The 26,616-nt window shown below is 61.7% G+C and carries 23 protein-coding genes; 10 read left to right on the plus strand and 13 right to left on the minus strand.

The genetic code is table 11. From position 1 onward, the window contains the following. The first annotated feature begins 17 nt into the window (after positions 1-17). From C2L66_RS32040 to C2L66_RS32055, 4 genes are all read left to right on the plus strand, one after another. Complete coding sequence (locus C2L66_RS32040) at positions 18-911, plus strand: LysR family transcriptional regulator (protein WP_054931837.1); 894 nt, start codon at positions 18-20, stop codon at positions 909-911. A gap of 646 nt (positions 912-1,557) precedes the next feature. Further along, the gene (locus C2L66_RS32045) at positions 1,558-3,201 is read left to right on the plus strand and encodes an APC family permease (RefSeq protein WP_060607387.1); all 1,644 of its coding nucleotides are present in this window, start codon (positions 1,558-1,560) and stop codon (positions 3,199-3,201) included. A 162-nt stretch (positions 3,202-3,363) separates the two neighbouring features. After that, the gene (locus tag C2L66_RS32050) at positions 3,364-4,278 is read left to right on the plus strand and encodes a glutaminase (RefSeq protein ID WP_060607389.1); all 915 of its coding nucleotides are present in this window, start codon (positions 3,364-3,366) and stop codon (positions 4,276-4,278) included. A gap of 266 nt (positions 4,279-4,544) precedes the next feature. Continuing rightward, entirely contained in the window at positions 4,545-5,204 is a 660-nt protein-coding gene (locus C2L66_RS32055; RefSeq protein WP_060607392.1) for a DUF6675 family protein, read from the plus strand. A gap of 219 nt (positions 5,205-5,423) precedes the next feature. Here the strand turns inward: C2L66_RS32055 and C2L66_RS32060 are convergent, their stop codons facing one another. The 5 genes from C2L66_RS32060 to C2L66_RS32085 form a co-directional block, all read right to left on the minus strand. After that, positions 5,424-6,143 (minus strand): DUF1223 domain-containing protein, encoded by a 720-nt coding sequence (locus C2L66_RS32060; RefSeq protein WP_060610338.1) that lies wholly within the window; start codon positions 6,141-6,143, stop codon positions 5,424-5,426. A 54-nt stretch (positions 6,144-6,197) separates the two neighbouring features. After that, entirely contained in the window at positions 6,198-6,815 is a 618-nt protein-coding gene (locus C2L66_RS32065; RefSeq protein WP_082670477.1) for a YkgJ family cysteine cluster protein, read from the minus strand. Between the two features lie 177 nt (positions 6,816-6,992). Further along, positions 6,993-7,859: a formate/nitrite transporter family protein gene (locus C2L66_RS32070; protein WP_060607396.1), complete on the minus strand. Its 867-nt coding sequence runs from the start codon at positions 7,857-7,859 to the stop codon at positions 6,993-6,995. Between the two features lie 298 nt (positions 7,860-8,157). Then, positions 8,158-8,730 (minus strand): hemerythrin domain-containing protein, encoded by a 573-nt coding sequence (locus C2L66_RS32080; protein ID WP_060607398.1) that lies wholly within the window; start codon positions 8,728-8,730, stop codon positions 8,158-8,160. Between the two features lie 111 nt (positions 8,731-8,841). Further along, the gene (locus tag C2L66_RS32085) at positions 8,842-11,124 is read right to left on the minus strand and encodes an FdhF/YdeP family oxidoreductase (RefSeq protein WP_060607401.1); all 2,283 of its coding nucleotides are present in this window, start codon (positions 11,122-11,124) and stop codon (positions 8,842-8,844) included. 182 nt (positions 11,125-11,306) lie between these two features. Between C2L66_RS32085 and C2L66_RS32090 the strand changes: the two genes are divergently transcribed. Together C2L66_RS32090 and cydB are read left to right on the plus strand one after the other, a co-directional pair. Next, entirely contained in the window at positions 11,307-12,710 is a 1,404-nt protein-coding gene (locus C2L66_RS32090; RefSeq protein WP_060607404.1) for a cytochrome ubiquinol oxidase subunit I, read from the plus strand. Then, positions 12,707-13,735, plus strand: a complete 1,029-nt coding sequence (gene cydB, locus C2L66_RS32095; RefSeq protein WP_082670478.1) for a cytochrome d ubiquinol oxidase subunit II — start codon at positions 12,707-12,709, stop codon at positions 13,733-13,735. The genes C2L66_RS32090 and cydB overlap by 4 nt, the downstream gene beginning before the upstream one ends. A gap of 164 nt (positions 13,736-13,899) precedes the next feature. On the opposite strand, the gene C2L66_RS40945 is transcribed toward cydB, so the two are convergent. The 5 genes from C2L66_RS40945 to C2L66_RS32120 form a co-directional block, all read right to left on the minus strand. Next, entirely contained in the window at positions 13,900-14,136 is a 237-nt protein-coding gene (locus C2L66_RS40945; protein ID WP_148654633.1) for a hypothetical protein, read from the minus strand. Positions 14,137-14,303: 167 nt separating this feature from the next. After that, on the minus strand, positions 14,304-14,819 hold the full coding sequence (locus C2L66_RS32105) for a hypothetical protein (RefSeq protein WP_060607410.1): 516 nt from the start codon (positions 14,817-14,819) through the stop codon (positions 14,304-14,306). Continuing rightward, a complete protein-coding gene (locus tag C2L66_RS32110) occupies positions 14,819-15,010 on the minus strand; it encodes a hypothetical protein (protein ID WP_060607413.1) in 192 nt (63 codons plus the stop codon). Before C2L66_RS32110 ends, C2L66_RS32105 begins: the two co-directional genes overlap by 1 nt. Positions 15,011-15,150: 140 nt before the next feature. After that, a complete protein-coding gene (locus C2L66_RS32115; RefSeq protein WP_060607417.1) occupies positions 15,151-15,663 on the minus strand; it encodes a hypothetical protein in 513 nt (170 codons plus the stop codon). Between the two features lie 357 nt (positions 15,664-16,020). Continuing rightward, entirely contained in the window at positions 16,021-16,980 is a 960-nt protein-coding gene (locus C2L66_RS32120; protein ID WP_060607421.1) for a helix-turn-helix domain-containing protein, read from the minus strand. Between the two features lie 284 nt (positions 16,981-17,264). Here C2L66_RS32120 and C2L66_RS32125 point away from each other — a divergent pair, with 284 nt between their 5' ends. The 4 genes from C2L66_RS32125 (at position 17,265) to C2L66_RS32140 (ending at position 22,966) form a co-directional block, all read left to right on the plus strand. Then, positions 17,265-18,509: a DUF1479 domain-containing protein gene (locus C2L66_RS32125; protein WP_060610344.1), complete on the plus strand. Its 1,245-nt coding sequence runs from the start codon at positions 17,265-17,267 to the stop codon at positions 18,507-18,509. Between the two features lie 78 nt (positions 18,510-18,587). After that, positions 18,588-19,835, plus strand: a complete 1,248-nt coding sequence (locus C2L66_RS32130; protein WP_054931852.1) for an ABC transporter substrate-binding protein — start codon at positions 18,588-18,590, stop codon at positions 19,833-19,835. Positions 19,836-19,941: 106 nt separating this feature from the next. Next, a complete protein-coding gene (locus C2L66_RS32135) occupies positions 19,942-20,907 on the plus strand; it encodes an aldo/keto reductase (protein ID WP_233445089.1) in 966 nt (321 codons plus the stop codon). A 166-nt stretch (positions 20,908-21,073) separates the two neighbouring features. Further along, positions 21,074-22,966, plus strand: coding sequence for a beta-galactosidase (locus tag C2L66_RS32140; protein WP_060607428.1), 1,893 nt, complete (start codon positions 21,074-21,076; stop codon positions 22,964-22,966). On the opposite strand, the gene C2L66_RS32145 is transcribed toward C2L66_RS32140, so the two are convergent. From C2L66_RS32145 to C2L66_RS32155, 3 genes are all read right to left on the minus strand, one after another. Then, positions 22,961-24,901: an alpha-galactosidase gene (locus C2L66_RS32145; protein ID WP_060607432.1), complete on the minus strand. Its 1,941-nt coding sequence runs from the start codon at positions 24,899-24,901 to the stop codon at positions 22,961-22,963. The genes C2L66_RS32140 and C2L66_RS32145 overlap by 6 nt on opposite strands. Positions 24,902-24,916: 15 nt before the next feature. Next, positions 24,917-25,231 carry an antibiotic biosynthesis monooxygenase family protein gene (locus C2L66_RS32150; RefSeq protein WP_054931856.1) on the minus strand — a complete coding sequence of 105 codons (315 nt, stop codon included), beginning with the start codon at positions 25,229-25,231 and terminating at the stop codon, positions 24,917-24,919. A gap of 110 nt (positions 25,232-25,341) precedes the next feature. Beyond that, positions 25,342-26,604 carry an MFS transporter gene (locus C2L66_RS32155; RefSeq protein ID WP_054931857.1) on the minus strand — a complete coding sequence of 421 codons (1,263 nt, stop codon included), beginning with the start codon at positions 26,602-26,604 and terminating at the stop codon, positions 25,342-25,344. Between the last annotated feature and the right edge of the window lie 12 nt (positions 26,605-26,616).

The following is a 26,616-nucleotide window of genomic DNA, read 5'->3' on the forward strand; positions in this document are numbered from 1 at the left end:
ATATGTGCGGTATTACGATGAATAATCTCAGACGTTTGGACCTGAATCTGCTGGTTACGCTCGATGCGCTCCTCTCAGAACATAACGTGACGCGAGCAGCGGAGCGATTGAATTTTTCTCAACCTTCGGTGAGCGTGCACCTGGCAAAGCTGCGCGAGATCTTTGGCGATCCGCTATTGCTACCGGGTCCGCGCGGCATGCGGCCCACCGCGCGAGCGGACGAACTGCGAGAGCCCTTGCGCGAAGCGCTCGAAGCGCTGGAGCACGTCATGTCGCCCGCGAAGGCATTCGACCCGGGCACGGCGACGCAAACATGGCGAGTGGCCGCAACCGACTACAGCGAGTCGACGGTGTTGCTGCCAGCGTTGGCTGCGTTGCGTTCGGCAGCGCCCGGTACGCGGCTTTCCGTTGTCGAGATGATGCCGCAGCGCATCCTGAAGCAGGCGGAACGAGGCGAAATCGACCTCGCCTTTCATACCAGTGACGAGTCGCCTTTGGGCATGCATCGCCGGGTGCTGTTCACGGAGCGTTATGTGCTGGCCGGCCGCGCAGGCCATCCGCGGCTGAAACGTCGGCCGACGCCGGCGCAGTTCTGCGCGCTGGAGCATGTCATCGTTTCGCCTGACGGCGGCGGGTTTCGCGGCGTCACGGATGAAGCGCTCGGGCAACTGGGGCTCACGCGCCGCGTCGTACTGTCCGTTCCGCACTTTCTGTTCATGCTGTCCGCGTTGGCAAGCACGGATCTCGTCGCGATGGTGCCCGAGCGGCTGGTCCGGAACACGAGTGCATTGCAGATCGTCAAACCGCCTGTCGATGTGCCCGGCTATGAAATGGGGATGCTATGGCATGAGCGATGTCATCGCGACCCGGCGCAACGCTGGTTGCGCGAGCAGATTGTCAATGCTGCGTAAAACCAGTTTTACGTCTGGTTGAAACACGCATGACGCAACGAAGCGCAACGAACCAAAAATGAGTGAAGTCAAAAAGCAGTCTGCAGATGTTCGATCTCACCGGCCTGATTTCCGCTTCCTTTGCAATGAAGGAGCGCGCTCGGTCAAGTGAGACGCGGCATCCTGATCGGGAGAACGAATCGCCCCCGACTCTTGACGCTCGCGTTGTCCGTACAGCGCGAGCAGAACCCTGCCGTTGCGATTGCGACATTGCGCAATGCATTGCCCAAAGCCGTGAAAAACACGCTTCGCCGATTCCGGACTCAAAATGGTTCGCGCGGCTCGCGGCAACTCCGTTATGCCGGCCCGCGTGCTTGCCGACAGGCGTCATTTCATATAGACGCTTTAGGGCCCGCCGCATAAGCGTTCATTCGACGTTATGTTTTTTGTGCATGACCCTCATGCGCAATTGGCATTGGACGTAGCCGGGCCATTTCGCGACCATCCCGCTCTCGCTCGATGGCACCAGAACCGTCGACGATACCTCTCGCGGCGCGGCGTGCGACAGCCGTCGCGATTCGCTATCGAATAACAAGGAAAGCCGGAATTCGCCGATGCCAACGCAAGGTGGCAAAGCGCTTCCGTACACGAGATATGAGGAAGACAATTGAATAGCTCAATTCAACGGCACATTGGCCCATTCGCGCTGATGCTGACGGGGCTCGGCTCGATTATCGGGTCCGGCTGGCTGTTCGGCGCCTGGAAGGCGGCCAAGATCGCGGGCCCTGCAGCGCTGTGCGCGTGGGTGATCGGCGCAATCGTGATTCTCGCAATCGCGCTGACCTATGCGGAACTCGGCGCGATGTTCCCCGAGTCCGGCGGCATGGTGCGTTACGCGCGCTACTCGCACGGCGCGCTGGTCGGCTTTATCAGCGCATGGGCCAACTGGATTGCAATCGTGTCGGTGATTCCGATCGAGGCTGAAGCGTCGATCCAGTACATGAGCACCTGGCCGTACGAATGGGCGCACAACCTCTTCATCAACAGCGAGCTGACGACACCCGGTCTGCTGCTGTCGGCCGTGCTGGTGGTCGTCTACTTCCTGCTGAACTACTGGGGCGTGAAGGTGTTCGCGCGTGCGAACACGGCCATCACGATCTTCAAGTTCATCATCCCGGGCCTGACCATTCTTGGTCTGATGATGAGCGGCTTCCACAAGGAAAACCTCGGCGAAAGTCTTGGCGGCGCGGGCGCCTTCGCGCCGTACGGCTGGTCGGCGGTGCTGACGGCGGTGGCGACGAGCGGCATCGTGTTCGCGTTCAACGGCTTCCAGAGCCCGATCAACCTCGCAGGCGAAGCGCGCAATCCGGCGAAGAGCGTGCCGTTCGCGGTGATCGGCTCGATCCTGCTGGCGCTGGTGATCTACGTGCTGCTGCAGGTTGCGTACATCGGCTCGGTGAATCCGGCTGACGTGATGAAGGGCTGGGATCAGTTCAACTTCAAGTCGCCGTTCGCGGAACTGGCGATCGCGCTGAACCTGAACTGGCTGGCTATCCTGCTGTACGTCGACGCGTTCGTGAGCCCGAGCGGCACGGGCACGACCTACATGGCGACCACGACGCGCATGATCTACGCGATGGAGCGTAATAACACGATGCCGAAGATCTTCGGCACCGTGCATCCGCTGTACGGCGTGCCGCGCCCGGCGATGTGGTTCAACCTGCTGGTGTCGTTCATCTTCCTGTTCTTCTTCCGTGGCTGGAGTTCGCTGGCGGCCGTCATTTCGGTGGCGACGGTGATCTCGTACCTGACGGGCCCGATCAGCCTGATGGCGTTGCGCCGCGCGGCGACCGACCTCGAGCGTCCGCTGCACATTCGCGGCATGAGCGTGATCGCGCCGTTCGCGTTCGTGTGCGCGTCGCTGATCCTGTACTGGGCGAAGTGGCCGCTGACGGGCGAGATCATCCTGCTGATGATCGTTGCGCTCCCCGTGTACTTCTACTTCCAGGCGAAGTCGGGCTTCGAAGGCTTCAACCAGGATCTGAAGGCGGCATGGTGGCTGGTGGCGTATCTGCCCGTCATGGCGATCCTGTCGCTGATCGGCAGCAAGCAGTTTGGCGGTCTCGGCGTGCTGCCGTATGGCTGGGACATGCTGGTCGTCATCGTGTTCTCGCTGATCTTCTACTACTGGGGCGTGCATACGGGCTATCGCTCGGCGTATCTCGACGAGCGCAATGCGGGCCGCGACAGCGAAGCGTCCGAATACGCGACGAGCGGTTTGCACGGCGAGGAGCGGATGCCGGCGCGCTAAAGCGCACGGCTGAAATATTTTCAGTGCAGAATAGGGCGCGCTTCGTTTCGCCGCTCTGTGCGCAGACCGTGAGAGCGGATCACGCGTGCCGTGATCCGCTTTGCGTTTGTCGAGCCGTCGATGCGTACGACATCGTATGGATTTTACTCACCGACAACCTCGATGGACTATTCCCGCATCCTCGAACTGATTCACGCCGACTTGCAGCCCTGGCTCGATAAGGGGCGTATAGCCGATTACATCCCCGAACTGGCGAATGTGCCCGCGAACAGCTTCGGCATGGCCGTCGTCACGACGTCTGGCGACGTCTATCGCGTGGGACAGGCCGATACGCGCTTTTCGATTCAAAGCATCTCCAAGCTGTTTGCGTGCACCATGGCCTTCAGGCTGCTCGGCGACGACTTGTGGCACCGCGTCGGCCGTGAGCCATCGGGTACGGCATTCAATTCGCTGGTGCAACTGGAATCGGAGCGAGGCAAGCCGCGCAATCCGTTCATCAATGCAGGCGCGCTCGTCATCACCGACGTGTTGAGCCGCCGCTTCGTGAAAGCGGAGACGGCGCTCGTCGAGTTCATGCGGCGGGTCACGGGCGAAGCGTCGATCGACTATGACATGCGCGTCGCGCAGTCCGAATTGCAGCACGCACATCGCAATCGCGCGATGGCGCATTTCATGGCGAGCTTCGGCAATATGGAGATGCCGCCCGAAGTCGTCGTCGATGCGTATTGCCGTCAGTGTGCGATTTCGATGAGTTGTGTCGAGCTTGCAAAAGCAGCGCTTTATCTGAGCAACGGCGGCGTCGTGCCGTCGACGGGCGAACGCATTCTCGATGCGAGTTCGGCCAAGCGATTGTCGGCGCTGATGCTGACATGCGGAACCTACGATGCAGCGGGCGACTTCGTCTATCGCGTCGGCTTGCCTGCGAAGAGCGGCGTCGGCGGTGGGATCGTCGCGTTGTTGCCGGGTGAAATGGCCGTGTGCGTGTGGTCGCCGGGGCTAGATAGCAATGGCAATTCGCTGGCGGGGGTGATGGCGTTGGAGTGGCTCACCACGTACACGGGGCGTTCGATCTTCTAACGCTCGTCTGCGGACCGGCTTTGGATACAATCCTCCGTTCGCCTCGGCACAGAGGTAGCGGCCTGACGATCGCGATAGAAAGCAATGCGGGTCGGTCTATGAGAATTCGCTGCTGTGAGAAAACTGTGCGTCTTCGGCGTCTGTACTGGCTGAGGGCAGCCGCTCTCTGTACGCCGCTCGCGATGGGCACCGGGTTCGCCGTCGCGACCCCGTTGCCAACGCCACCGTGCGGGACATCACCGGTACCCGCATACGCGTCGTTGGGCGTGCAACCCGCGATCGCGATCCTCGATGCGGAAGAACTTGATGCCAATGCGTGGCGGCCGTCCTCGTGCACTGGATGGCCTGCCAGCTCACGCTCCAGGGTTGTGGTCGCGATCGCAGGTTTGGTCCGCGCCGCTGGGGGGGCCGAGACGCTTTTGGCACGTGCCGGGGCGATCTCCTCTCTGCACACCATGCGCTACTGGTCCACGACGGATCAGCAGTGGCGTCCCTTGTTTCTGGATGCCGCAGCGCTGGCCGGACCTGCCGAGGGCGAGCAACGGCGGGGTGACTTCCGCCCGTCGGAACTGATGGCTGGCCGAACAGCTTACTTCTGGGCAAACGACAGCCGCTCCGGCTCCGTGGTGTACGGGATGCGGGTGCTGGAGCGCAGCCCGCAGCGGATAGTGCTGGGCGAGGAAAATGTGTCGCCGGTCCGTGCCTTGGGACTGACAGTGTTCCGGCCAACTGCGCTGCAGACGGTCGTGTTTGCGCAGCGCCAGACTAACGACGTATGGGGTCTGTATATTCTCGCGCGTATTGATCGACAAGCCAGCAGTTTCGTTGCGAGCGGGCACGAGGCCTCCACGGCGAATCGGGCGCTGGCACTTTTCCGGTATCTGGCTGACATTCCGACCGACGCGGAACCACCGGCTGCGCGATGATCCGGATCGCCACGCAAAGGCACCTCGCAGAACTATCGCAAAGCCTGCGCGAATCGCATCCACGCCATCCCTCGACGTCCGAGCGAACCGGTCGTGATCTATCTAATCGCATGTTCGTGGGCAAGCGCGGCGATGAGGCGAAGCAGGTCAGTGTCATGCCCGCCACCATGATGCCGGTGAAAGTTCGTGTCTACTCACTGGCGAGCAACGAACCATCACTCATCGAGCAGGCGCTCCGCCTGAATCGACAACGCGTGCGGCGCCGACAATTGCACCGTCATTGTCCTCGAGAAGAACCACTTGATGTTCGCCGGCGTCGGCGTCGGCACGCAACTCGAGCGCCGTGCCGTACCACTGACCGATTGCCACAATGCTACGCACGACGTTCGATTCAGTGAGCGTATGGCCTGCGTTCTCGCCGCGCCCGATCGCCGTGACGTGACGGGCGTCGTAGCCGACAAGCAGCACATGCGCGCGGCCGGTGCCCGGGCCAATGGATACGGAAACACCGCCGTCCACATGTGTAGCGTGAACCGTGGCGGCCGTCACACCGGCGGACCTGGCGTGGTCGATGGCCGCGCTGGCTGCAGTGCGATTTGAGCCCACCACCTCGGCCTTGCCGTCGATCACCACTTCCGGCGTGTACGCGAAGTCGCGAAACCGTTGGGCGTACCGGGCCTGACGCGCATCGGCGCCGTCGAATGAATACGGGTCTTTCCAGCCGAGCTGATTCCAGTATGTGACATGAAACGCCAGGGGCAGAACGTCGGTGCGTGAGTCGCTCAACTCGGACAGAAAGCGATCCGCCGGCGGGCACGACGAACAGCCCTGCGATGTGAACAGTTCAACGACAACCGGGCGCGGCGCAGCAGCGAACGCATGCGAGGCGAGCAACGCCATAGCGCTCGCAATGATGGCAGTGAGAGAACGGGGCAGCATGTTCAGACTCCAGATAACGACTGTCATGGTAATTTGCTCGCCAGCACGAGCGGGTTACCGTTGAGGCGGACCCGGCGCGCGCGGTGAATCCGTTCGATCCCCATCGCCGATGTCCTCGTCGAAGAAGCCCAGGTACGCCGGGGCCTGTGCCGGACCGGATGGATCTTCAGCCCGCCCAGCGCTCGCGCCGATTGACCGCAGCGTCGCGAGTGTCGTCGAGCGATTCGTGATGAACTGCCAGGGGTGCGATGAGCGCGGCTCCGCATCGTCAAGCGTCGCGCCGGATTGTTGCGCCGCCCGCAGTGCAGCTTCGAGGCGAGGGCGTGCGGGCGCATAGACCGCGAAACCTTCGTTGGCGAGAGCAGCCGTGTCGTATCCGAGCAGCGCACACAGATAGGTCTTGGCGACGCGGTCGCGCTCGTCGGCTTCACGCGACTGTGCGATGAGTGCCGCCGTGTCGGCATTTGCGATCCGACCCGCGCGCATGAGTACCGGACCCGCGTCGGACCACGCATCGGAAGGACAAACCTTCGCAACCGGATCGAGCGGTAAGAACGGATTGACCTCAGCGGGATAGATGCGGCACACACGCGGACGCCGTTGGTAGGCGCCGCAGGACATGTCCGGGCGAAGGCATCGGCCGCACATGGTGCAGGAAAAGTGAATCGACATTAGCAGGATCGGCGAACGGGTATTGACTGGTCAAGTTAGTTCGTCGGCCAGGGGGTGCCGGTTACACGTCGATAGCCTGGTAGGTGAAAATATTCTTCGCTTTGGCCGTATGGCATTGGTTTGTTCACGGCTGTGCCGCATGGGCGATCTGAAACACGTATCCCGATCTGGCTGCGCCTAGTGACCGCCCGTCATCTCGGGCGCGATGGAAGCGTGGTTGAGCAGGCCGACGAGGGCAATCCCGCCGATCACATTTCCAAGCAGCGTCGGTGCAAAAAATCGCAGCAGATAGTCCTGTATGGCAGCGTGGCCGCGAAGCACGACATACGCAGCTTCCACGGAGCCCGCAATGATGTGCGAAAGCTCGCATACCGCCACCACGTACGTCAGCACGGCGACGATCAGCACCGCCGCGGATCGCGCGCTCGGCAGCAGCCAGACCATCAGCGCAATGAGCCATCCTGCGAGGACAGCCTTGAGCGCCGTGCTGACCAGGGACGAGCCGAGCGATGTTTGCGCGAGCTCGTCCAGCGTGGGGGCAAGGGCGTGTGTGAAGGACGAGGGAGAGGCGAGGATCGCCGCGAATATCCAGGTGCCCGCGAGGTTGGCGGCGAGGACGATCACCCAGAGCCGCAATGCGGCAACAGTCGTGCGTAGGTCTTTGCGTGTCAGCACGGGAAGCACGACAGTCAGCGTGCTTTCGGTGAACAGTTGCTGCCTGCCCAGTACGACGATGATGAAGCCCACGCAATATCCGGCGGGCGCAATCAGCGCAGCGCCCTCGGCCCCGCCAGACGCCTTGCTCTTCAACACTGCTTGCGTCAGAAACGAAAACCCCATCGACAGGCCGGCCGCGAGCGCGGACCACATTAGCGCAAGCGGTTTGCGTTGGAGCGCGGTTTCCCCTTCCTCCCGGATGATTTCATGGATGACGAGGGCTTGCGGCGAGCTATGGGCGGATGCCTGATCACGTTCCTTTTCATCGAGGTGCGGCGACGCGTCGCCAGCCGCATTGTTGTCGGTCGTTTCCGGTTCGCTCGCCATCGGACGCTCTCACTGTCGTGCCGCGGCGTCGCGGCGAAGGGCTGATTCGAGGTGCGCAACGAAGGTGCGCGGCGTGGCGGCAGGCGTTCGACGCCCGGATCGTTGCCGGACAATCTGCTCCTCCGGCGCAATCACGGCGGTCCCGCCGGTGCGACGGTGTGGAAAAGACAGAGTCGATGAAAGTGCGCGCCCGGCTCTCGCCGTATCGCAATGCTTCCTTCTCCGACAGAAAGTCGAATTGCTCGGGGAAGGTCGCCATTTTCCGCTCGGGATGGTCGGGAAAAGCGATCGTGCATCGTCACACCATCCGTGCCGGCCGCCGATTGCCGCCGACGAGCCGCGCCACGCCGCATGCGAGCAAACCCACGAGCACGGCAGTCGCGACGGGGAACGTACCGGCCGTATTCACCGCGACTTCGACGGGATGTTCGCCAAGCAGCTGGATGCGCCGGCGCGTCATGTCTGCGCCCAAGGTGCGCAGCTCGGGTCCGAGCGCGCGTTCCGCGAGGGGCAGGAGCCTTGTTTCTTCATCGGCGACATGGTGCAGGGTGTCGCGCATCAACTCCATGAACAGCGAGTCATAGGCCGCATTCTCGGGGCCCATTCCGCGCAGCTTCGCGATCACTTCACGAAGTTCGTCATGCTCGGGCCGACTCTTCTTCAGGGTCTCGTCAGTCGGTGCGATGCGCGCGAGGGCTGGGTAGAAAATCTCTTCTTCGAGCTGGGCATGAATTTCAAGCGCTCGGCAAACAGAGTTGACGATCGCACGTTTGCGCCACCATGCGGTCTCGCTGCCGTAACGATGAAAGGCTGCAACGACGTGCGTGTGATCCAGACGAATCATCGTCGTGATGGTGGGTACGTAAGGCATGGTATGGACCTCTCATGATTGCGGACGCGGGCAATGGACCGTTCCATGTACCGGCAGCATGTCCTGTTCCCGCGTGCGTCTTCGTTAGCGCTTGTGCATGCTGGCGATCACTTACTGGACGATCCTCACGGGGATCGACTTCGCACCCGGTACCTTGCTTTCCTTTGCGTAATGCCAAAGCGGCAGCAGTACATTGCATTCCGGGAAGTAGCCGCCGATACAACCTTCCGGTATTTCATACGCCTTGATTTCGAGTCCTTCGAGGCGCCGATCGATTCCGTCGTCGGCGATCGTCTGCAGCGTCACCTTCTGCCCTTCGTGCAGACGGCGCTTTTCGATGTCCGCTTTATTCATCAGGATGACCATGCGCGTATCTTTTACGCCCCGGAAACGGTCTTCGATGTTGTAGATTGTGGTATTGAACTGGCTGTCGCTGCGCAGCGTCATCAGACGCAGTGCTTCGGGCACTTTCTCCGGCATGTCGGGATCTTCGCCCAAAGAATGCGGCGTGAGAAACTCCGCCTTGCCTGATTGCGTTTTCCACTCGCGATGTCGCGCAGGAATAGGCCGGTGGAAGCCGCCCGGCTGCCACATCCGTTCATCGAAGTCGTGAAAGATGTCCGGATACGTCGTCGCGATTTCGCCGCGCACCAGCGAATAATCGTCGCGCCATGCATCCCAGTCGACGGTGGAGCGCTCGCCGAGCGTCGCTTTAGCGATGCCTGCCACAATGTACGGCTCCGCGCGGGCCTTCTCGCTGGCGGGTTCGGCGGCGCCTTTCGAGCCATGCATGCAGCCCGTGCTGTCTTCCATCGAAACGGCCTGGTCGCCGAGTGGCGTACGGTGAATTTCGATCCGGCTCAGGCACGGTAGTACATACGACACTTCGCCGTGAACGAGATGGCTGCGATTGAGCTTGGTCGCCACGTTGACGGTGAGTCGCAGGCGCGCCCACGCGGGCTCCGTTTGCAGCCGGTCCGGCACGGACCGTACGAGATTGCCGCCCAGATTGACGACGGCTTTCACGGTGCCTTTTACCATCGCTTCGAATGCTTCGACGGTGTTCAGGCCTTTCTTTCTCGGAGGCTCGAACGAGAACTGCTTTGCGAGCTGATCGAGCGGGGCGAGTTCCGGCTTCTCGGTGATGCCCACCGTGCGCTGGCCCTGAACGTTGGAATGTCCGCGCACGGGCGAAGGACCGGCGCCTGGCTTGCCGATGTTCCCGCGCAATAGCAAGAGGTTGACGAGCATGCGCACGTTCTGCACGCCCAGCCGATGCTGTGTCAGTCCCATTCCATAGTGCGCCATCACCGCGTTGGCCCGCATATATTCGCCCGCGGCATCGAGCAGCGCAGCGCGCGTCAGGCCGCTGACACGCTCGATCTCGCTCCACTCCGTTGCTCGCGCGCAGGCGGCGAACTCTTCGAAGCCGCTCGTGTGCTGGTCGACGAACGCCACATCGATGACACGAGGCAAGCCTTGGGCTTTTGCATGATCGTCGGCTTCGATGACCGCCTTGCACATGCCGAGGATCGCGGCCGTGTCGCCGCCCGTCTTGACCTGATGATATTGCGTGCTGATCTGGGTCTCGGCGGGCGTCAGCATCTGCACGGGTGACTGCGGGTTCGCGAACGAAACGAGACCGGGCTCGCGCAGCGGATTGAAGGTAATGATGGGCACGCCGCGCTTGCGTGCGTCCTGCAGCTGATGGAGCATCCGCGGACTATTGGTGCCGACGTTTTGTCCGAAGAAAAACATCAGGTCGGTCTTTTCGAAGTCTTCGAGTGTGATCGTTCCGACGCCTACGCCGATGGCTTCCTTCAGTCCGACGCTGGTGCTTTCATGGCACATGTTGGAGCTGTCGGGCAGGTTGTTGCAGCCGTACATCCGCACGAAAAGCTGATACATGTACGACGTTTCGAGCGACGCCCGCCCTGACGCATAAAAGACGACGCTTTCGGGATCGAGCGCGCGCAGTTCCCGGCCTATCTCACGGAACGCCTCCTCCCAACCGACCTCGATGTATCTGTCCGTCGCGGCGTCGTATTTCATCGGCGCGGTGAGCCTGCCTGCTTCCTCCAGATCATGATCGTGCCAGTTCAGGAGCGACGTCACGGTGTTGAGTTCGAAGAACTCCGGCGTCATGCGCTTCGCGGTCGTGTCCCATGCGGTCGCTTTCGCGCCGCTTTCGCAGAACTCGAATGTATGAGGGTCGGCTGGCTTGGCCCACGAACAGCTCACGCACATGAAGCCGTCCGGCTTGTTCTGCTTGAGCAGAATCGTGCTGTCTTTCAACGCGACCTTTTCTTGCGCCAGTATCGTCGTGACAGACTTCAACGATCCCCACCCACCGGACGCGAACGGGTAGGACGGGTTCTTGCTGATCTTGCTCATGGCGAGTTGCTCCAGGGAAATAGCACGATGTGATATAGCCAGCAAGCCTCATTCCCCGCCGCCCGTTCCTTTTGCGGCAAGCGCGAGTGGCCACGCGCGGCTGGCGGCGGAAAGCGGAATGACGCTTGCTGGAGACCGGGCAGCGGACGGCCGCTGTGGCGCGTCACTCCCTGGAGCGGCCAATGGAAGCAGGTATTGATCTGGCGCGATCGCAGTTCGGATTCACGATCGGGCTGCATATCGTGCTAGCGGCCTTTTCGATCGGACTCGCCAATTATCTGATGGTCCTTGAGGCGCTATGGCTATGGACAGGGCGGCAAGTCTACATCGACATCTACAACTACTGGCTGAAGCCATTTGCGCTGACCTTCGCGGTCGGCGCGGTGTCGGGCATCGTGATGGAATATCAGTTCGGCACCAACTGGGGAGCGTTCGCGGTGCGCACCGGGCCGGTTATCGGTCCAATGATGATGTACGAGATCGTGGTCGCGTTTTTCCTTGAGAGCGGCTTTCTTGGCGTGATGCTGTTCGGCATGAAAAAGGTGGGGCGGAAGTGGCATTTCGGCGCCACCGTCCTCGTGGCAATCGGGTCGATACTCAGCGCGTTCTGGATTCTCTCGGCGAATTCGTGGATGCACACGCCCGCTGGCTACCAGATGGGCGCAGATGGCCGCTTTCTTCCCGTGGACTGGTGGGCCATCGTATTCAATCCGTCGTTCCCCTATCGCCTCGTGCATATGACACTCGCCGCGTTTTTGTCCACGGCGTTCTTGGTTGGCGGGGTCGCAGCTTGGCATCTGCTGCGAGACCGCCATGCACATGGCGCGCGCGCCATGCTGTCGATGTCGCTATGGATGGCACTGTTCGCTGCACCGCTGCAGTTGCTGGCCGGGGACAAACACGGCGAAAACACACTCGAGCACCAGCCGCAGAAAGTCGCCGCGATGGAAGGCGATTGGGACGCTCGCGCGCCGGGGAGCGGGGAACCGATGGTGCTCTTCGCCGTTCCCGACATGCGCGAGCGCCGCAACCACTACGAAGTTTCTATTCCGCGCGTCGCGTCGCTCTATCTGCGCCACGATCTGTCAGGCACGATACGCGGCCTGAAAGAGTTTCCACCGTCCGATATTCCGCCCGTGCCGACCGTGTTCTTCGCGTTCCGTGCGATGGTCGGGCTCGGGTTGCTGATGATTGCGGCCGGCATTGCGGGGCTCGTGCTGAGATGGAAACGCCGTCTGTACGATGCGACATGGCTTCACCGCGCGATGGTAGCGATGAGCCCCGCAGGCTTTGTCGCGATGCTTGCAGGGTGGACGGTTACCGAGGTCGGACGTCAGCCATGGACCGTTTACGGCGCGTTGCGTACCTCGCAAAGCATCTCGCCGCAAATCGGCTGGCAAACCGTCGCGTGGTCGCTCGCGGCGACGGTTGCGCTCTACGTCGTGATGTTCGGCGTCGGGCTTTACTACCTGGTCCGTCTGCTGGCGCGGCCGCCTGAGGAGGGCGAGCAGGGCCCGCATCCGTCGCTGGTCCAGCACATCCGGCCGCGTGCTGGGACAGCGCCGGCGCACGGGGCGGGCAAATGATGAACGCGCTCGTCCACACCAGCTGGCTGTCGCTCGCGGCCGCGGGAACGCTGGCCTTTGCCGTGCTGATGTATGTGCTGCTCGACGGCACCGACCTGGGCGTAGGCGTGCTGTTCGTCAGCGAGCGGAACCCGAAGCATCGGGAGATCATGATCGATACGATCTTGCCCGTCTGGGACGGAAACGAAACGTGGATCGTGCTCGGCGGTGGCGGGCTCATTGCGATGTTCCCGCCCGTCTACAGTGCGCTGCTCACCGCCATGTACCCCGTGATTTTCGCGATGCTGTTTGCGCTGATTCTGCGCGGCGTCGCGATCGGGTTTCGAGGCGAGGCGACGGCGCGGGCGAAGGCGCGTTGGGACGCGGTCATGCTGACAGGGTCCACGATGGCCGCATTCTGCCAGGGCGTTCTCGTCGGTTCGCTCGTGCAGGGCATCCGTACGGCCCGAGGCACATATCAGGGCGGACCTTGGGACTGGCTCGGCGCATTTGCGCTCTTTTGCGGCGTCGCATTGGCGCTCGGTTATGCGTGGCTGGGTGCAAGCTGGCTGATATGGCGCACCGAAGGCAGCCTGCAGCAGCGCGCGAGGCGCGCAAGTCTCGCGCTTGGGACTGCGACGGCGGCATCTACCGCGATTGTTTCGCTGTGGACGCTGCATCTGAACGACTACTACGCGCGTCGGTGGACGGATGACTCTGGAGGAGTGGCGTTGCCCGTCGCAGTGTTCGTATTTGCGTCGTTGGCTGCGGGCTTCGTCTACGGCATTGCCAGACGGCGCGCGTTCGCCCCGCTCGTGTTCGCGCTGATCTGGTTCGTGTTCGCACTGTTTTGCGTGCTGTACACGATATTCCCTTTAGTGTTGCCGCCGTCTATCACCATCGCGCAAGGCAGTTCCCCGCCGCGTACCCAGGCGTTCGTGCTTGGCGGAACGTCAGTGCTCGTACCCGCCGTGCTCATTTACAGCACGTTTGCTTTCTGGGTCTTTCGCGGGAAGGTGACCTCCGCCCGTCGACCAGAGCAGTAGGCATGCGCAGGGCGAGCCCCGAGGTTACTCGCTGCTTCCCCGTTGATGCGGACGTGTGCCCGCTGCTGTCGCGCCGCCTCGAGGAGGCGGCGACGAATGTAGCGAGGCATGTAGTGTCATTTCCGGGTTCGCGCGGCCTGAAACTGGCCGGCCAGGCGAATGCGTCAGGCGACCATGGCAGGAAGTTCATCGGCCGGCAGCGCTTTCTTCAAACGCTCGATACGCGCAAGATGATCGGCAACGGCGGCCTGCCGCGATAACCCCGCGACTCTCGCTTCCCAGTAGGCGGGCGGAAATTGCGCAGCAGCGCCGATGTGCAAGATAAGCTGTTCAAGATGGGATAGCTCCCACTCGACGAAGTGCGTATGGTTCATCGCGTTTTTATGAGCGGTTACCGTCATTGCTGACATCCGCCTTGTTAGTTGTCGGTAAAGGGCTGGCCGTCGGCAAGTCGCCGTGGTCGCCAGCACGCGGCCCTCGTCTCGGCCGTGAGCGGCGTCTTACGAGCGGGCGAGCGCCAAGGCGAACCAGCAATGCGCGTGCCTGGCGGCGGCGAGAGGCGCGTGCGTCAGCGCTTGCGAGGAAGCTGCGCGTTCACCAGCGGATTGAAGCCTGTCGAAACGGCGGAAGCGGCTGACGGCGCCGCGGGGCGTTTGCGCTCAGGTGCTTTGCCCGTACGGCGCTTTGGACGGCTTGCGGCGTGAAGCTGCTCGACCAGCGCTTCATCGTCGCCCGACGGTTCTTCACGGTCGCGACGGGTTTGACGTTTCGTCGGCGCAGTGCCCGCATCGGAGGAAGGGGCGCCCGTCGCTTCGCCAGCCGTCAACTGCGCGATGATTCGCGCAAAATCGCGCGCGGCATCTGTCGGGGTATGCGCTGGCATCAGCGTCGACACCACGATCTCGTGAAAAGTACGGCCGTCGACGGATCGAATGTCGACGGCCGTATCCCACTTCACCCTCGCATCGGCAAATGCCCCCAGCACGCGCTGAAGGACGGCTGGCGACAGCACGCCGCCGTCGTACAGCGCCACCACGGCGCGTTCGGCGACGCGAAACAGCAGCGAGGCCTCGCGTGCGGCCATTATCCGCGGCCCGCGCGAGCATCGAGCCTGACGGAGCGCAGGCCGTTTTCTTCTTCGTCCGGTTCGGGCGGGGGCGCGAGCGGGTCCATGTCCGGCGGCAAGCCGTGCGCAGGACGAGGTTGTTGCCCAGCATCGTCGACAGGCTGCTTGACCGGGTCCGCGACCGGGTCGATTGTCGGGTCGGTTTGCATCGCGTGATTTCCTTTCGCAAATGGAAAAGCGCACCTCGCTCGATCTGTGTGCGGATCGAAACTGCGCGGCATCGCCGGGCGTGCTTCGCCGCGACCTGCTGGCATAACCTGCGGCACGCAGCGGCGTAGGCGCCCGGACGCTATCCCCGCGTTACGGCTTGTCCTCTTGCGGCGGACAGCGCCGCACCCGTCATTTCCGACGGAGGGCGGGGAAATCCGCTGCGAGTGGTGTAGTCTCGCGACATACGCGTGTGGCCGGAATTGCGCTCGCTATCGGTACGCGTTAGTGCGCGTGCTGCCGCATATACATCGACTGCCGCGATGCCCGCGAGCCCAATGCCTGTGAGCAAGGCACGCGAGCGACGACGCCATCGATCGTGCGCCACCGCGACGGTAAGGAGGTCGAGCATGTCGCCGCCCGTGCGCGCCAGCAGGAACGGTGCGGGATTTTTCGAAGAGAGCAGTCCGACGCCGCATGCGAGTTCGCGGGCGCCATAGGCGCGTACGAGCGAGTCTCTTCGCTCAACGCCCGCTAATTTCGCCGCTGATCGCGGCGCGAGAACTTCGACAACGCCGAGTGCAAGGCTAAACCAGCCGAGCGCGCGCGCGGCCGAGTCCAGGTGCGACGACGCACGTTCCGATCGAGTCTTCATGGCGTTCACCTATTCCATGTGATGTTGCTGACCCAGGGGGGCCGGGCGCCTGTGAGTTCGCCAGTGGGTGCCAGTCGGATTGAGCAAACGGTGTTCCGTGCAGGGCTCATATGCGTTCCGCAGAGATCACCGCGCTCACAAATCGCCGGATGAGCACGCCCCTCACCTGGGCCTTGACGGCGTTGCGAAGCACCGCGCGTTGGGCCGAGAGTCGTTCGATTGACCTCGGTGCTCTTTCTGCAGTTTGCCGATCGCAGACGATTCGTTTGAAAGCATCGCCTGCAAAACAGCAGGCGAATTCACATTTGAAGATCACGTTGATACTCAAATCGCCTTGTAGTGCCCGGTCCATCAAGGTTACGTGGGAGAGCGGCTGCGTTGTTTCGACACGCGTTGCTTCGAATCAAGAGAAGGTGATCGCTCTGTGAGCGACGGTGAAGCATCGTTCTTCGTTCCGGAAAACTGCTTCCTATAAACGACTGGAGTCATCTGTTTCGCCATCTTGAACTGGCGGTTAAAGTTTGCCAGATTGGGAAATCCCGATCGACTGGCGACTACCGATATCGGCAACGCGGTATCTGCCAACATCCGACACGCGTGACCGATGCGCACGCGAGCAATGTATGCGCTTACGCTTTCCCCGAGGTGTTGAGTAAAGTGCCTCGTCAGCGTTCGTTCAGACATCCCGGCGGCCTTCGCGAGGGTCCCGAGTTTCAGTGGATGCGTAAATTGCGTGTCGATCAACGACAGCACGCGGTTGAGCCGGTCCGGCCCGTATGCCGAAGTCGTGCCTGCGCGCGCGTCGAAGGCGCTCGGCGACGTTAGCGCTTCGCCCGGAAAGTCCGCGAGCAGCATGAGAACATCGAGCACGGCGGTCAGCCGTTCTCGTGCGTTGGCCGAGAGCAACCGGTCAAGTTGCGCACGCATCTGCGTACCGGCGCCTTGCTGGAAACTCAGCCCGCAAGTGGCGCGCCGGAGAAGGTTGCGCAGGTCGGCGTACTCCGGGCACAGGTCGGTCAGTCGTTGTACCCACGTGCCATCGAACCATACGACGATAGCCACTTGCGGCTGTAACGGGTCGATAGAGCGGTTCGACGACCATGTGTGAGGCAAATCTGGCGGGACCAGCACCAAATCGTCGTCGCCATAGACCGCGACCGAGTCTCCGATGTAGCGCTTGCCTTGGCTGTTCATCGTCAGAGTCAGCTCGTACTCGGGATGGTGGTGCCGCTCAAATGGAATTCGAGGCAAGCGGCGGTTATACACCCTGACTGAACAGCTTGCACCGAAATCAACGTGTTCGTAGATGGCTTTCATGGACGGAAGTGCAGCTGCAATTGACCGTCGTTATGAGAGGCAGCGTGTCTCAGCCTGTTAATTTGCGATTGGAGCCTGCCTGGAGGCTGTAGCGCCACAGGATTTCTGTACATTTGCTCCCTCTCGCTCCGATGGTAAACCCGGACCGAACAGCCCTCGTCGAACTCGACATGTTCGCAGGCTGGTTTCATGGCCGAAAACGCAAATGAATTGCCTGAATAGTATCACTACGTCTTGCATGCACGGCATATCCTACCGGACACGAAATGCAAACGGAGACGATCATGGCGCTGGAAATCGAAGACTTGCCGGGCGCAATCCGGCAGGCAAAAAAGGAGCTGCGCGCGGCATTGCCGAATTACCGGGAGGTCTTTGCCGAAGTCGAAGCGGCGATCGGCGAAGAGGCGAAGCGCATTGCAAGCGAGCGCGATCGCGGGGAAAACGTCATTCCTGAGATTCAGTTCGCCGACATTACCGCAGGACATGTGACGGCCGAGCAGATCGCACTCGTCAAGGCACGCGGCGCATGTGTGATTCGTAATGTGTTCCCACGCGCGCAGGTGCAGCGTTGGGACGACGATATCGCCGAATATGTCGAACGAAACAACCTCGACAAGCGCCTCGAAAATCGCGCCGAGGACAAATATTTTGGCCAGCTGGCCTCGAGCAAGCCGCAGATCTACGGCGTGTACTGGTCGAAGCCCCAAGTGCTGGCCCGTCAGTCGGAAGCGCTGACGGCGGCCCGTGTATTCCTCAACAAACTCTGGCGAAACGAGAGCGACGGACGCGTTCACTTCGATCCGGAGCAGGTGCCCGTCTACGCTGACCGTCTGCGTCGGCGGCCGCCTGGCTCGGCGTCGCTTGGCTTGTCGGCGCATTGCGACGGCGGGTCGGTCGAGCGTTGGATCGAAAGCAATTTTCGCAAGGTGTACCGCCACGTGTTTGCCGGCAACTGGCGCGACTATGATCCTTTCGACGCGGCGTTCCGGCCTGACGTGGAAGAGATCGCGTCGCCCGCTGTCTGTTCGATGTTCCGCACCTTCCAGGGCTGGACAGCGTTGACGCCGCAGGGGCCGGGTGACGGCACGCTGCAACTCGTACCCATCGCCAATTCGATGGTGTACATCCTGCTGCGCGCACTCCAGGACGACGTCGCCGAAGACGACCTTTGCGGGGCCATGCCCGGCCGGGCACTCTCGATCAAGCCGGAATTTCATGCGCCATTGTTCGAGGCGTTGTCGTCGATTCCCAAAATGGAAGCGGGCGACACGGTGTTCTGGCACAGCGACGTCATTCATGCCGTCGAAGACGAACATAAGGGCACGGGGTACAGCAATGTGATGTATATCGCCTCGGTGCCGGCGTGCGCCAAAAACGACGCTTATCTGAAACGCCAGTTGCCGAGCTTCCTGAAGGGCGAGAGCCCGCCTGATTTCCCGACTGATCATTTTGAAGTCGATTTCACCGGCCGTGCAACAACCGACGACCTGACGCCGCTTGGCAAGGCACAACTCGGGTTTGATCTGTAATTGAATCGGGCACGCATGCACAGTCGCTCTGATTGCGAATGCGTTGCGCCAACCATAAAGAAAAATTCGGAGACTGCAATGAAACGATCACTGACATCGGTGGCGACGGCTGCCGCGCTGCTTATCACCGGTACTCACGCCGCACTTGCTGCCGAACAGATTTCGGTATTGCACTGGTGGACCTCGGGCGGCGAGTCGAAAGCCATCCGGGTGCTCAAGGACGATATGAGCAAACAGGGCTACGAGTGGAAAGACTTCGCTATCGCGGGAGGTGCGGGCGCGGCGGCCATGACGGCGCTGAAGACGCAGGTGATCTCGGGTAACGCGCCGTCGGCAGCACAGATCAAGGGGCCGCTGATTCAGGATTGGGCGGAGCAGGGATCGCTGGTCACGATCGATCAGGCCGCGACCGACTGGAAAGCGCATACGCCTGCGCGAATCGACAGTGCCGTGAAGGCGGGCGGGCACTACGTGGCCGCGCCGTTCTCCGTGCATCGCATCAACTGGCTGTGGATCAACAAGGCGGACCTGGACAAAGTGGGCGGCAAGCCGCCGACGACCTGGCCGGAGTTCTTTGCACTCGCCGACAAGTTTCGCGCCGCGGGTATCACGCCTGTCGCGCATGGCGGTCAACCCTGGCAGGATATGACCATCTGGGAGACCGTCGTGCTGTCGCAGGGCACGGACTTTTATCGCAAGGCACTCATCGATCTCGATCAGAAAACGCTGACCTCGCCGCAGATGGTGCAGGTGTTCGAGACGGTCCAGAAGATCCGCACTTACTTCGACAAGGGCTACCACGGCCGCGACTGGAATCTCGCTACGGCGATGGTGATTTCCGGCTCGGGCGGCATGCAGTTCATGGGCGACTGGGCGAAGGGCGAGTTCACCAACGCGAACAAAAAGGCGGACGTCGACTATGTCTGCGCGGCGGCGCCCGGCACGTCGAATGCCTACACATACACAGCCGATACCTTCGTGTTCTATCAGCAGAACGGCAAGAAGGATGCGACGCCAGGACAGATTGCACTTGCCAAAACGATCATGTCCGTTGATTTTCAGCAGCAGTTCAGCCTCTACAAGGGTTCCATTCCAGTCAGGCTGGATGTACCCATGGACAAGTTCGATAGCTGCGCCAAAAAATCACGCGCAGACGAGCAGGCGACGATTCAATCCGGCGGGTTCCTGCCTTCGTTGGCTTTCGGTGAACTTCAGTCGCCCGTCACAGCGGGTGCCATTAGCGACGTCGTGACGAATTTCATGAACTCGAATGAGGACGCGAAAGAGGGTGTACGCAAGCTTGCCGCTGCTGCAAAGGTCAAGTGAAGATGCGATTGGACCATCACATGACACGCGACTCCACCCATGAGAAAGGGCAAAAATGAATCCCATAGCAAAGCGTAAATGGCCACGTTCAGGGCTTGAGACAACCATGATGGGATTCGGCGCGGCGCCGATCGGCAACATCTTCAGGCCGATCAGCGAGGAGGATTCGGCTACCCTGATCAAGGCGGCGTGGGACGCGGGCGTACGCTACTTCGATACCGCCCCGATGTATGGTCATGGTTTGAGCGAGGCGCGGTGCGGACAGGGGCTGCGCTGGTATCCGCGCGACCAGTACGTGCTGTCCACCAAGGTAGGGCGCATTCTGAAGCCGCGCAGGCGCGCCGAAATCAACTTTGAACCGTGGGTCGACGGGCTGCCGTTTGAACTCGTCTTCGACTATAGCTACGACGGCACGATGCGCTCGATCGAGGACAGTCTGCAGCGTCTCGCGCTGGAGCACATCGATATCGCGTTGATCCACGACATCGATGTGTTCACGCACGGAGCGCGTCAGCCCGAGATGTTCGAGGCTGCGATGGCAGGTGCGTCGAAAGCACTGTTGAAGCTGCGTGACGAAGGCATCGTGAAGACGGTGGGGCTCGGCGTCAACGAGTGGCAGGTCGCGCACGAAGCCATCCGCAGGCAGGATTTCGACTGCCTGCTGCTGGCCGGCCGCTACACGCTGCTCGAGCAGGACGCGCTGGACGGTTTTCTGCCGCTTTGCGAAGCGAAGCAGGTGTCGGTTATTCTGGGCGGCGGCTACAACAGCGGCATTCTCGCGACGGGTGCGGTGCCCGGCGCGAAATACAACTACGCCCCGGCGCCGGAATCGATTCTGGAACGCGTGCGCAAGATGGAGCAGGTGTGCCGGGATTATTCTGTGCCGCTCAAGGCCGCCGCACTGCAATTCGTCCTCGCGCATCCCGCGATTCCCACCAGCATTCCGGGTGTGCGCACGGTGGCACAACTCGAAGACAATCTTCAAACCTTCCGCACCGAGATCCCCGCGGAGTTCTGGGTCGAACTGAAGCGCCGCCAGCTGATTCGCGAGGATGCGCCGACGCCTCGATAGCATTCGTGCCAGAAGGACCGGCTCGTCTTCCCGGCCGGTTCTATCATTGACGTGCACGGATTTGCGCTATCTGGCTTTTACAGATCCAGTACAGCCGTTGCGGAGTCGTTTATCCTTATACGCAGTTCAAATATTCTCAGCCTTCCGTCTGCGGAGCAGCGCGCACATGAAAAAGCGAGCGTCCAGGCAAGCGCCAAACACGGTCGAACCGACTGGCCCGCATGTGTTCAGTTTCGCTGCGAATGGCGATGGCTTTCTGCTCGACGGCAAACCGTTTCAGATCCGAAGCGGTGAATTGCACCCGGCGCGTATTCCCGTCGACTACTGGCGGCATCGCATCCAGATGGCGAAGGCAATGGGGATGAACACCATTGCGTTGTACGTGATGTGGAATTATCACGAACCAACCGAGGGTACGTTCGACTTTCATACGGACAATCGCGACATCGAGGCATTCATCCGTCTTTGCCAGGCGGAGAGCATGTGGGTGCTATTCAGGCCAGGTCCTTATGTGTGCGCGGAATGGGATCTCGGCGGCATTCCGTGCTGGCTGCTGAGGTATCCGGCTATCCGGCTGCGCACGGATCGCGCTAACGATCCGCGCTACATGCACGCCGTCGAGCGCTACATCGCCGAACTCTTGCCACGCGTCAAGCCCTTGATGGCTGAAAACGGCGGTCCGATTCTGATGATCCAGATCGAGAATGAGTTTGGATCATTCGACAGCAATCAAGCCTATCTGGAGGAGATCAGGGAGATCTGGATTCGCGGCGGGATCGATGGGCCGTTCTATACGGAAGATGGTCTCGTTCAATTGCAGCAGAGCCGGTCGTATGTCGCCGGCGGCGCGATAGCCTTGAGCAACGGCAACGCGGCGCAGATCGAAGCCGTGCGCAAGGCGTTTCCGTCCGTGCCTGCGATGGCGGGAGAGGTGTATCCAGGTTGGCTCACGCATTGGGGCGAGCGTGCTTTTCAAGGCACCTCAGTCGATCTTTGCGCGACGCTCGATGAATTGATGCGCAAGAACCTGTCGTTCAATCTCTATGTCATTCACGGCGGGACGAGTTTTGGCTTTTATGCGGGCGCGAACGTGGATGCCGACTCGGGCGAGTATCAGCCCGACATCACGAGCTATGACTATGCCGCGCCTGTCAGCGAGCAAGGTGTGGCCACACAACGCTATATGCAGTACCGCAGCATCATTGCCGGATATCTGTCGACACCTCTGCCGCCAGTGCCTTTGCCAATCGATACGCTTACAGCGAAGGACGCAAACGGTACTCGCCGGTTGATGCCGCAACGCTATGCGTCCATTTGGGACAATCTTCCTGCCGCACTTCCTTCGGCGCAAACAACGCATCCGCAGCCATTCGAAATGTACGGGCAGGGGTTTGGCTTCGTGCTGTATCGGAAGAGACTTGGGCGCTATGAAAACGGTTCGCTGGATATAGCCAATGTTCACGACTACGCGACCGTGTTCATCGGCGACCAATATGCGGGCGGCGTGTCGCGCGCACGTATGCCGGAAGAGCGCGCATTGCCGCTGAACGTGGTGCATCGCAAGCGCTTGGCGCTGCCTGGTGCCTCGTCGGTTCAGGATGATGCGCAAGTGCTGGAGATCCTTGTCGAAGGCATGGGACGCGTGAATTACGGGCATTCGATGATCGACCGAAAGGGCATTGTCGACCCCGTTGTTCTGCATCATGCGTCGGGCGCACGCGAGGTTCTGACAGGCTGGGAAGTCGTGCTGCTGCCAATGGATGAATCGTTTGTCGAGAACTTGCGACCGCTTTGTTCAAATCCCGATAAAGCCGGACTCTTCTTCATTGCGACACTGTCAATCGACGCTACTGGCGACGTCTATTTCGACATGAGCGAATGGACCAAAGGCATCGTCTGGGTCAATGGGCATAACCTCGGTCGCTACTGGAATATCGGCCCGCAGAGAAGGCTCTATTGCCCGGCTCCGTGGCTCGAGCCCGGAGACAATACGGTGTTGATCTTCGATCAACATCAATTGGAAGCCAGGGCGGTCGGCCTGGCATCGACGCTTTCATAGGCCGCCAGACAATACTGGCGACAATTCAATCGTCAGAACCTGAAACGGATCGAGGCGAATTGCTTGCGGGCGGTCTGCGTCCCATAGCGCCGGCAGGTTCGTATCGCCGTCGACAAACGGAAAGCGTGCGCGGAACGGACCTTCAATGCCACCCGGCAGTTCGAGATGCGCTCTTAGATCGAGCGTGAAACCGTTCGCGTGATCATCCGGATTGCGCAGTGTGACGATTGCTTTCGATGGCGCCCACGCGGCCCATCCGTAGATTTCAAGCTGATCCGGCGCGCCGCCGATCCAGTGGCTATCGCCCAGCACGTCGGCATGAGCGCGCGCCCAGCGAGCCGCCTGCGCGAGCACGTCCCAGTCGTGCTCACCGAGCAAGGACGGCGTGACGTACAGTTCCTGCAATTGTGTGCCGCTGCCGAAGTACGATTGCACTTCATGCGCAAACGCATGACTGGGATCGGAATTGAGGCGCGCATTCTCCTGCGCGTAGATGATGCCGTGAAGCATCAGCGAATTGAGTGGGAACAGCGGACTTCGACACACGACATTGCGATACGTTTGCGCATCGCGATACGTGATCCAGCGCTCCCGGTCGCTGCCCGTGCCGGCGAACCCATAGTCCGCGCCGTCGCGCCAGATCGAATCGACATGGCGCAGCCAGAACGGCGACGCTTGCGTGCCTGTCGACAGATTGACGAACACATCATGCTTGACGCCACGCATCGCTTCGATGAGTTCGACGGCCGCGTCCCAATCGCTGTTGAAGCGGCTGCCGGGCACGACCCTGTTCGCGTTTCCCGTGCCGTCGAGCTTGAAGTGATTGACGCCATGCCGGGCGAGCAGGTCCATCGCGACATCGTGGAAGCGGCGATAGTACCTTGGGCCCGAGAGCGCGAAGCCGTCGCCGATGGTCTCGTATCCGGCGGCCTGGCCGCGCGTCACGCGTTCCGTCCGCGGCGGTCCGTAGCCGCCCCATGGCGACAGCCAGACGCCCGGGGCGGCGCCATATCGCGCAGCGGCGTGTTTCAAAGGCTGGAAGCCGTCGGGAAACGCAGGGCTGAATGACCAGTTGCCGCTATAGTCGTCCCAGCCATCGTCGAACAGGAATGAGTCGAGTTGCACGCCGCGCTTTTCGTGCAATTCATGACCGACTGCGTGGATGCGCTCGATGGCCTGAGCCTGCGTGTATGTCGTCAGAAAGCCGATGTCGTACCATGAGTTGTAGTGCAGAAACGGACAGTAAGGACGCGCCCGTTCGCGCTCGACATAGACTGCGAAATCGCGCCGCAACTGGCCTTCGCGGAACACCCCGGCAACAGCCGAGTAAGCGAGTGTTTTTCCTTTTTCGAGCGGCAGTGCACGACTAACGCTGAAGCGGGCGACGCCGTCGCGCACTTCGCTTTCGGACATCGGAAGCTCGAAGCCCAGATAGAGATTGCCGTCGACAACCGGCACGGCTGCGAGGTCGCCGGCCTTTCTTGCGTTCGGCGCTCGCGCTTGCAGCAGCGAAATCGACGCGATGGATTCGTCCTGCAAGAGCGCCGTTATCGACAGATGCTGACGAAGATAGCGCGAGCCCTCGCGCTGCTCGACACTCCATTCGACACGCAAACGTCGCTCGCTATCGCCGAGTGTGGCAATCACGCGTTTGCCAGCACCACGCCCGGCTTTGCGTAGTGCATCGGGATTGGCAGGCAGTGCTTCCTCGCGCAACGGCGCGACCAGCCGCAAACTGGCTGCGTCGAGCGTGCGCCCATCGGCAAAGATGAGAGCGAACGGTGCGTCAATAGCCAGCGTGCGGCCGTGCGCGCGATCCGCCACGCAAACGCCGCACAGAGAACGGTCGGCAATCGTCCAGTGCAGCGCAATCGCGCCGTTGCCGAACGCGTAGTGACCGTCGTGCGCCTGAAAAACGGGCGAACCCGCGTGCATGACGCGCCCCGTCCGTTACTTCACGGTCTGGAGTACCTCGAAGCCCTCGAACTCCGGATGACCGAGATAGAGCGCGCGCGACTCGCTTCCTGCGTTCCGGTGCGCGGCGCGAAACGCCTCGGACTGCGTCCACGCCTCGAACGCCGGTCGATCCGCCCACACGGTGTGACTCGAATACAGCACGTGGTCGTCGCGTTGCGGTCCCTTCAGCAGATGAAACTCGACAAAACCGGGCACGTCCTTCAGATGCGTGTCCCGCGTCGTCCACACTTCCTCGAAGGCGCTTTCCGAACCCAACGCCACCTTGAACCGGTTCATTGCAATGAACATGACTGTCGCTCCCGAATGACTGCGATGTCGCGAAGTTGCGAATGCTTCGAAAGTCTACCGACGAAGTATACGCACAAGATCGCCAACGCGTGCATCGGGAGCGAACCCGGCTACCGCCCGCGCGCCCACTGCGCGAACCCCGCGCATACGACCAGCAGGGAGCCGGTGACGAAGAACACGGAATGCATGCCGAAATGGACGGCAATCTGTCCGCCGATCACGGGGCCGATCACCTGTCCGCTGAACTGCGCGGATTGCAGATAGCCGAGCATCTGACCCGTCTTGCTCTCGTCGACGGCGTGACGCGCGAGCTTCGCAATGGCGGGCAACAGCCCCGCGAGCGACATGCCCATCAGCGCGCGCAGCGCAGCGAGTTGCCACCATTGATGAACGAACGCTTGCGGCAGCATCACCAGGCCCGTGACGATCAGGCAACCGATGATCACATTCCACCCGCCGATCCGGTCCGCGAGCGCGCCGAGCCGCGCTGCCGTCAGCATACTGCCGAACGCGGAGCAGGCCATCACGACACCCGCAATGCGCGCCAGTTGATCCGGCCCGACGCCGAGGCTGCCGACGTACACGGTAATCACCGGTTCGATCGACATGTTGGCGAGCAGCACCATCATCGCCGTGGCGAGCAATGCGCCGATTGCCGCATAGTGAGTGCGCGCGGAGGGCGCGGCTGTCGTGCCGCTGGTGGCTTTGCGCTTCGAATCGGTGGCGGGGCGGAAGTCTTCCTTGACGACGAAGATCGTCAGCAGCGCCGCCACCGCGATCACCGCGCCGCCCGCGAAGAACGTGCCGCGGATGCCGATCCAGCCCGGCAGCAAACCGCCGATCAACGGCCCGACCAGTGCGCCCGCGAGCGCGCCCGTCGACAGCAGCCCGAGGGCCCAGCCGGCGCGTTCGCGCGGCGCCTGCGTGCCGACCATGACCGTCGAGGCCGACGCATACCCGCCCACCAGACCCGCGATCAGACGCAGCCCGACGAGCTCGTACACATTGTGCGCAATGCCGATCAGCGACATCACCACGGCCATGCCGACGGCGGCGCGAATCAGCATCGGCTTGCGGCCATAGCGGTCGGCGAGGCGCCCCCACAGCGGCGCGGTGACGGCGGTGCCGAGGAACGTCGCGCCGAACGCGACGCCCGACCACTGGATCACATCGGCCTGCGACTCGACGCCGAGCTGCTTCACATAGAGCGGCAGAAACGGCAGCAGCATGCTGAGGCTGACGAGTGTCGTAAACGAGCCGAACACGCAGACGAACAGATTGCGCATCCAGTGCTGCTGATTGCGCTCCGTGTAGCCAGGTGAGGCGACTTCCGGCGCGGTGCGCATCGCAACGGCGGTCGTGGGCTGGTTCATGCTGTGATTCCT

Origin of the sequence: Paraburkholderia caribensis, assembly GCF_002902945.1 — a bacterium.
In the GTDB taxonomy this organism is placed as follows: Bacteria; Pseudomonadota; Gammaproteobacteria; order Burkholderiales; family Burkholderiaceae; genus Paraburkholderia; species Paraburkholderia caribensis.

Coding starts and splice junctions, on each gene's coding strand:
- C2L66_RS32140 (WP_060607428.1), top strand. CDS start 21,074: ATGAAAAAGCGAGCGTCCAGGCAAGCGCCAAACACGGTCGAACCGACT.
- C2L66_RS32105 (WP_060607410.1), bottom strand. CDS start 14,819: ATGGCCGCACGCGAGGCCTCGCTGCTGTTTCGCGTCGCCGAACGCGCC.
- C2L66_RS32145 (WP_060607432.1), bottom strand. CDS start 24,901: ATGCACGCGGGTTCGCCCGTTTTTCAGGCGCACGACGGTCACTACGCG.
- C2L66_RS32125 (WP_060610344.1), top strand. CDS start 17,265: ATGGCGCTGGAAATCGAAGACTTGCCGGGCGCAATCCGGCAGGCAAAA.
- C2L66_RS32090 (WP_060607404.1), top strand. CDS start 11,307: ATGGAAGCAGGTATTGATCTGGCGCGATCGCAGTTCGGATTCACGATC.
- C2L66_RS32135 (WP_233445089.1), top strand. CDS start 19,942: ATGATGGGATTCGGCGCGGCGCCGATCGGCAACATCTTCAGGCCGATC.
- C2L66_RS32065 (WP_082670477.1), bottom strand. CDS start 6,815: ATGTCGATTCACTTTTCCTGCACCATGTGCGGCCGATGCCTTCGCCCG.
- C2L66_RS32150 (WP_054931856.1), bottom strand. CDS start 25,231: ATGTTCATTGCAATGAACCGGTTCAAGGTGGCGTTGGGTTCGGAAAGC.
- C2L66_RS32080 (WP_060607398.1), bottom strand. CDS start 8,730: ATGCCTTACGTACCCACCATCACGACGATGATTCGTCTGGATCACACG.
- C2L66_RS32040 (WP_054931837.1), top strand. CDS start 18: ATGAATAATCTCAGACGTTTGGACCTGAATCTGCTGGTTACGCTCGAT.
- C2L66_RS32085 (WP_060607401.1), bottom strand. CDS start 11,124: ATGAGCAAGATCAGCAAGAACCCGTCCTACCCGTTCGCGTCCGGTGGG.
- C2L66_RS32070 (WP_060607396.1), bottom strand. CDS start 7,859: ATGGCGAGCGAACCGGAAACGACCGACAACAATGCGGCTGGCGACGCG.
- C2L66_RS32110 (WP_060607413.1), bottom strand. CDS start 15,010: ATGCAAACCGACCCGACAATCGACCCGGTCGCGGACCCGGTCAAGCAG.
- cydB (WP_082670478.1), top strand. CDS start 12,707: ATGATGAACGCGCTCGTCCACACCAGCTGGCTGTCGCTCGCGGCCGCG.
- C2L66_RS32115 (WP_060607417.1), bottom strand. CDS start 15,663: ATGAAGACTCGATCGGAACGTGCGTCGTCGCACCTGGACTCGGCCGCG.
- C2L66_RS32120 (WP_060607421.1), bottom strand. CDS start 16,980: ATGAAAGCCATCTACGAACACGTTGATTTCGGTGCAAGCTGTTCAGTC.
- C2L66_RS32050 (WP_060607389.1), top strand. CDS start 3,364: ATGGACTATTCCCGCATCCTCGAACTGATTCACGCCGACTTGCAGCCC.
- C2L66_RS32130 (WP_054931852.1), top strand. CDS start 18,588: ATGAAACGATCACTGACATCGGTGGCGACGGCTGCCGCGCTGCTTATC.
- C2L66_RS32060 (WP_060610338.1), bottom strand. CDS start 6,143: ATGCTGCCCCGTTCTCTCACTGCCATCATTGCGAGCGCTATGGCGTTG.
- C2L66_RS32155 (WP_054931857.1), bottom strand. CDS start 26,604: ATGAACCAGCCCACGACCGCCGTTGCGATGCGCACCGCGCCGGAAGTC.
- C2L66_RS40945 (WP_148654633.1), bottom strand. CDS start 14,136: ATGACGGTAACCGCTCATAAAAACGCGATGAACCATACGCACTTCGTC.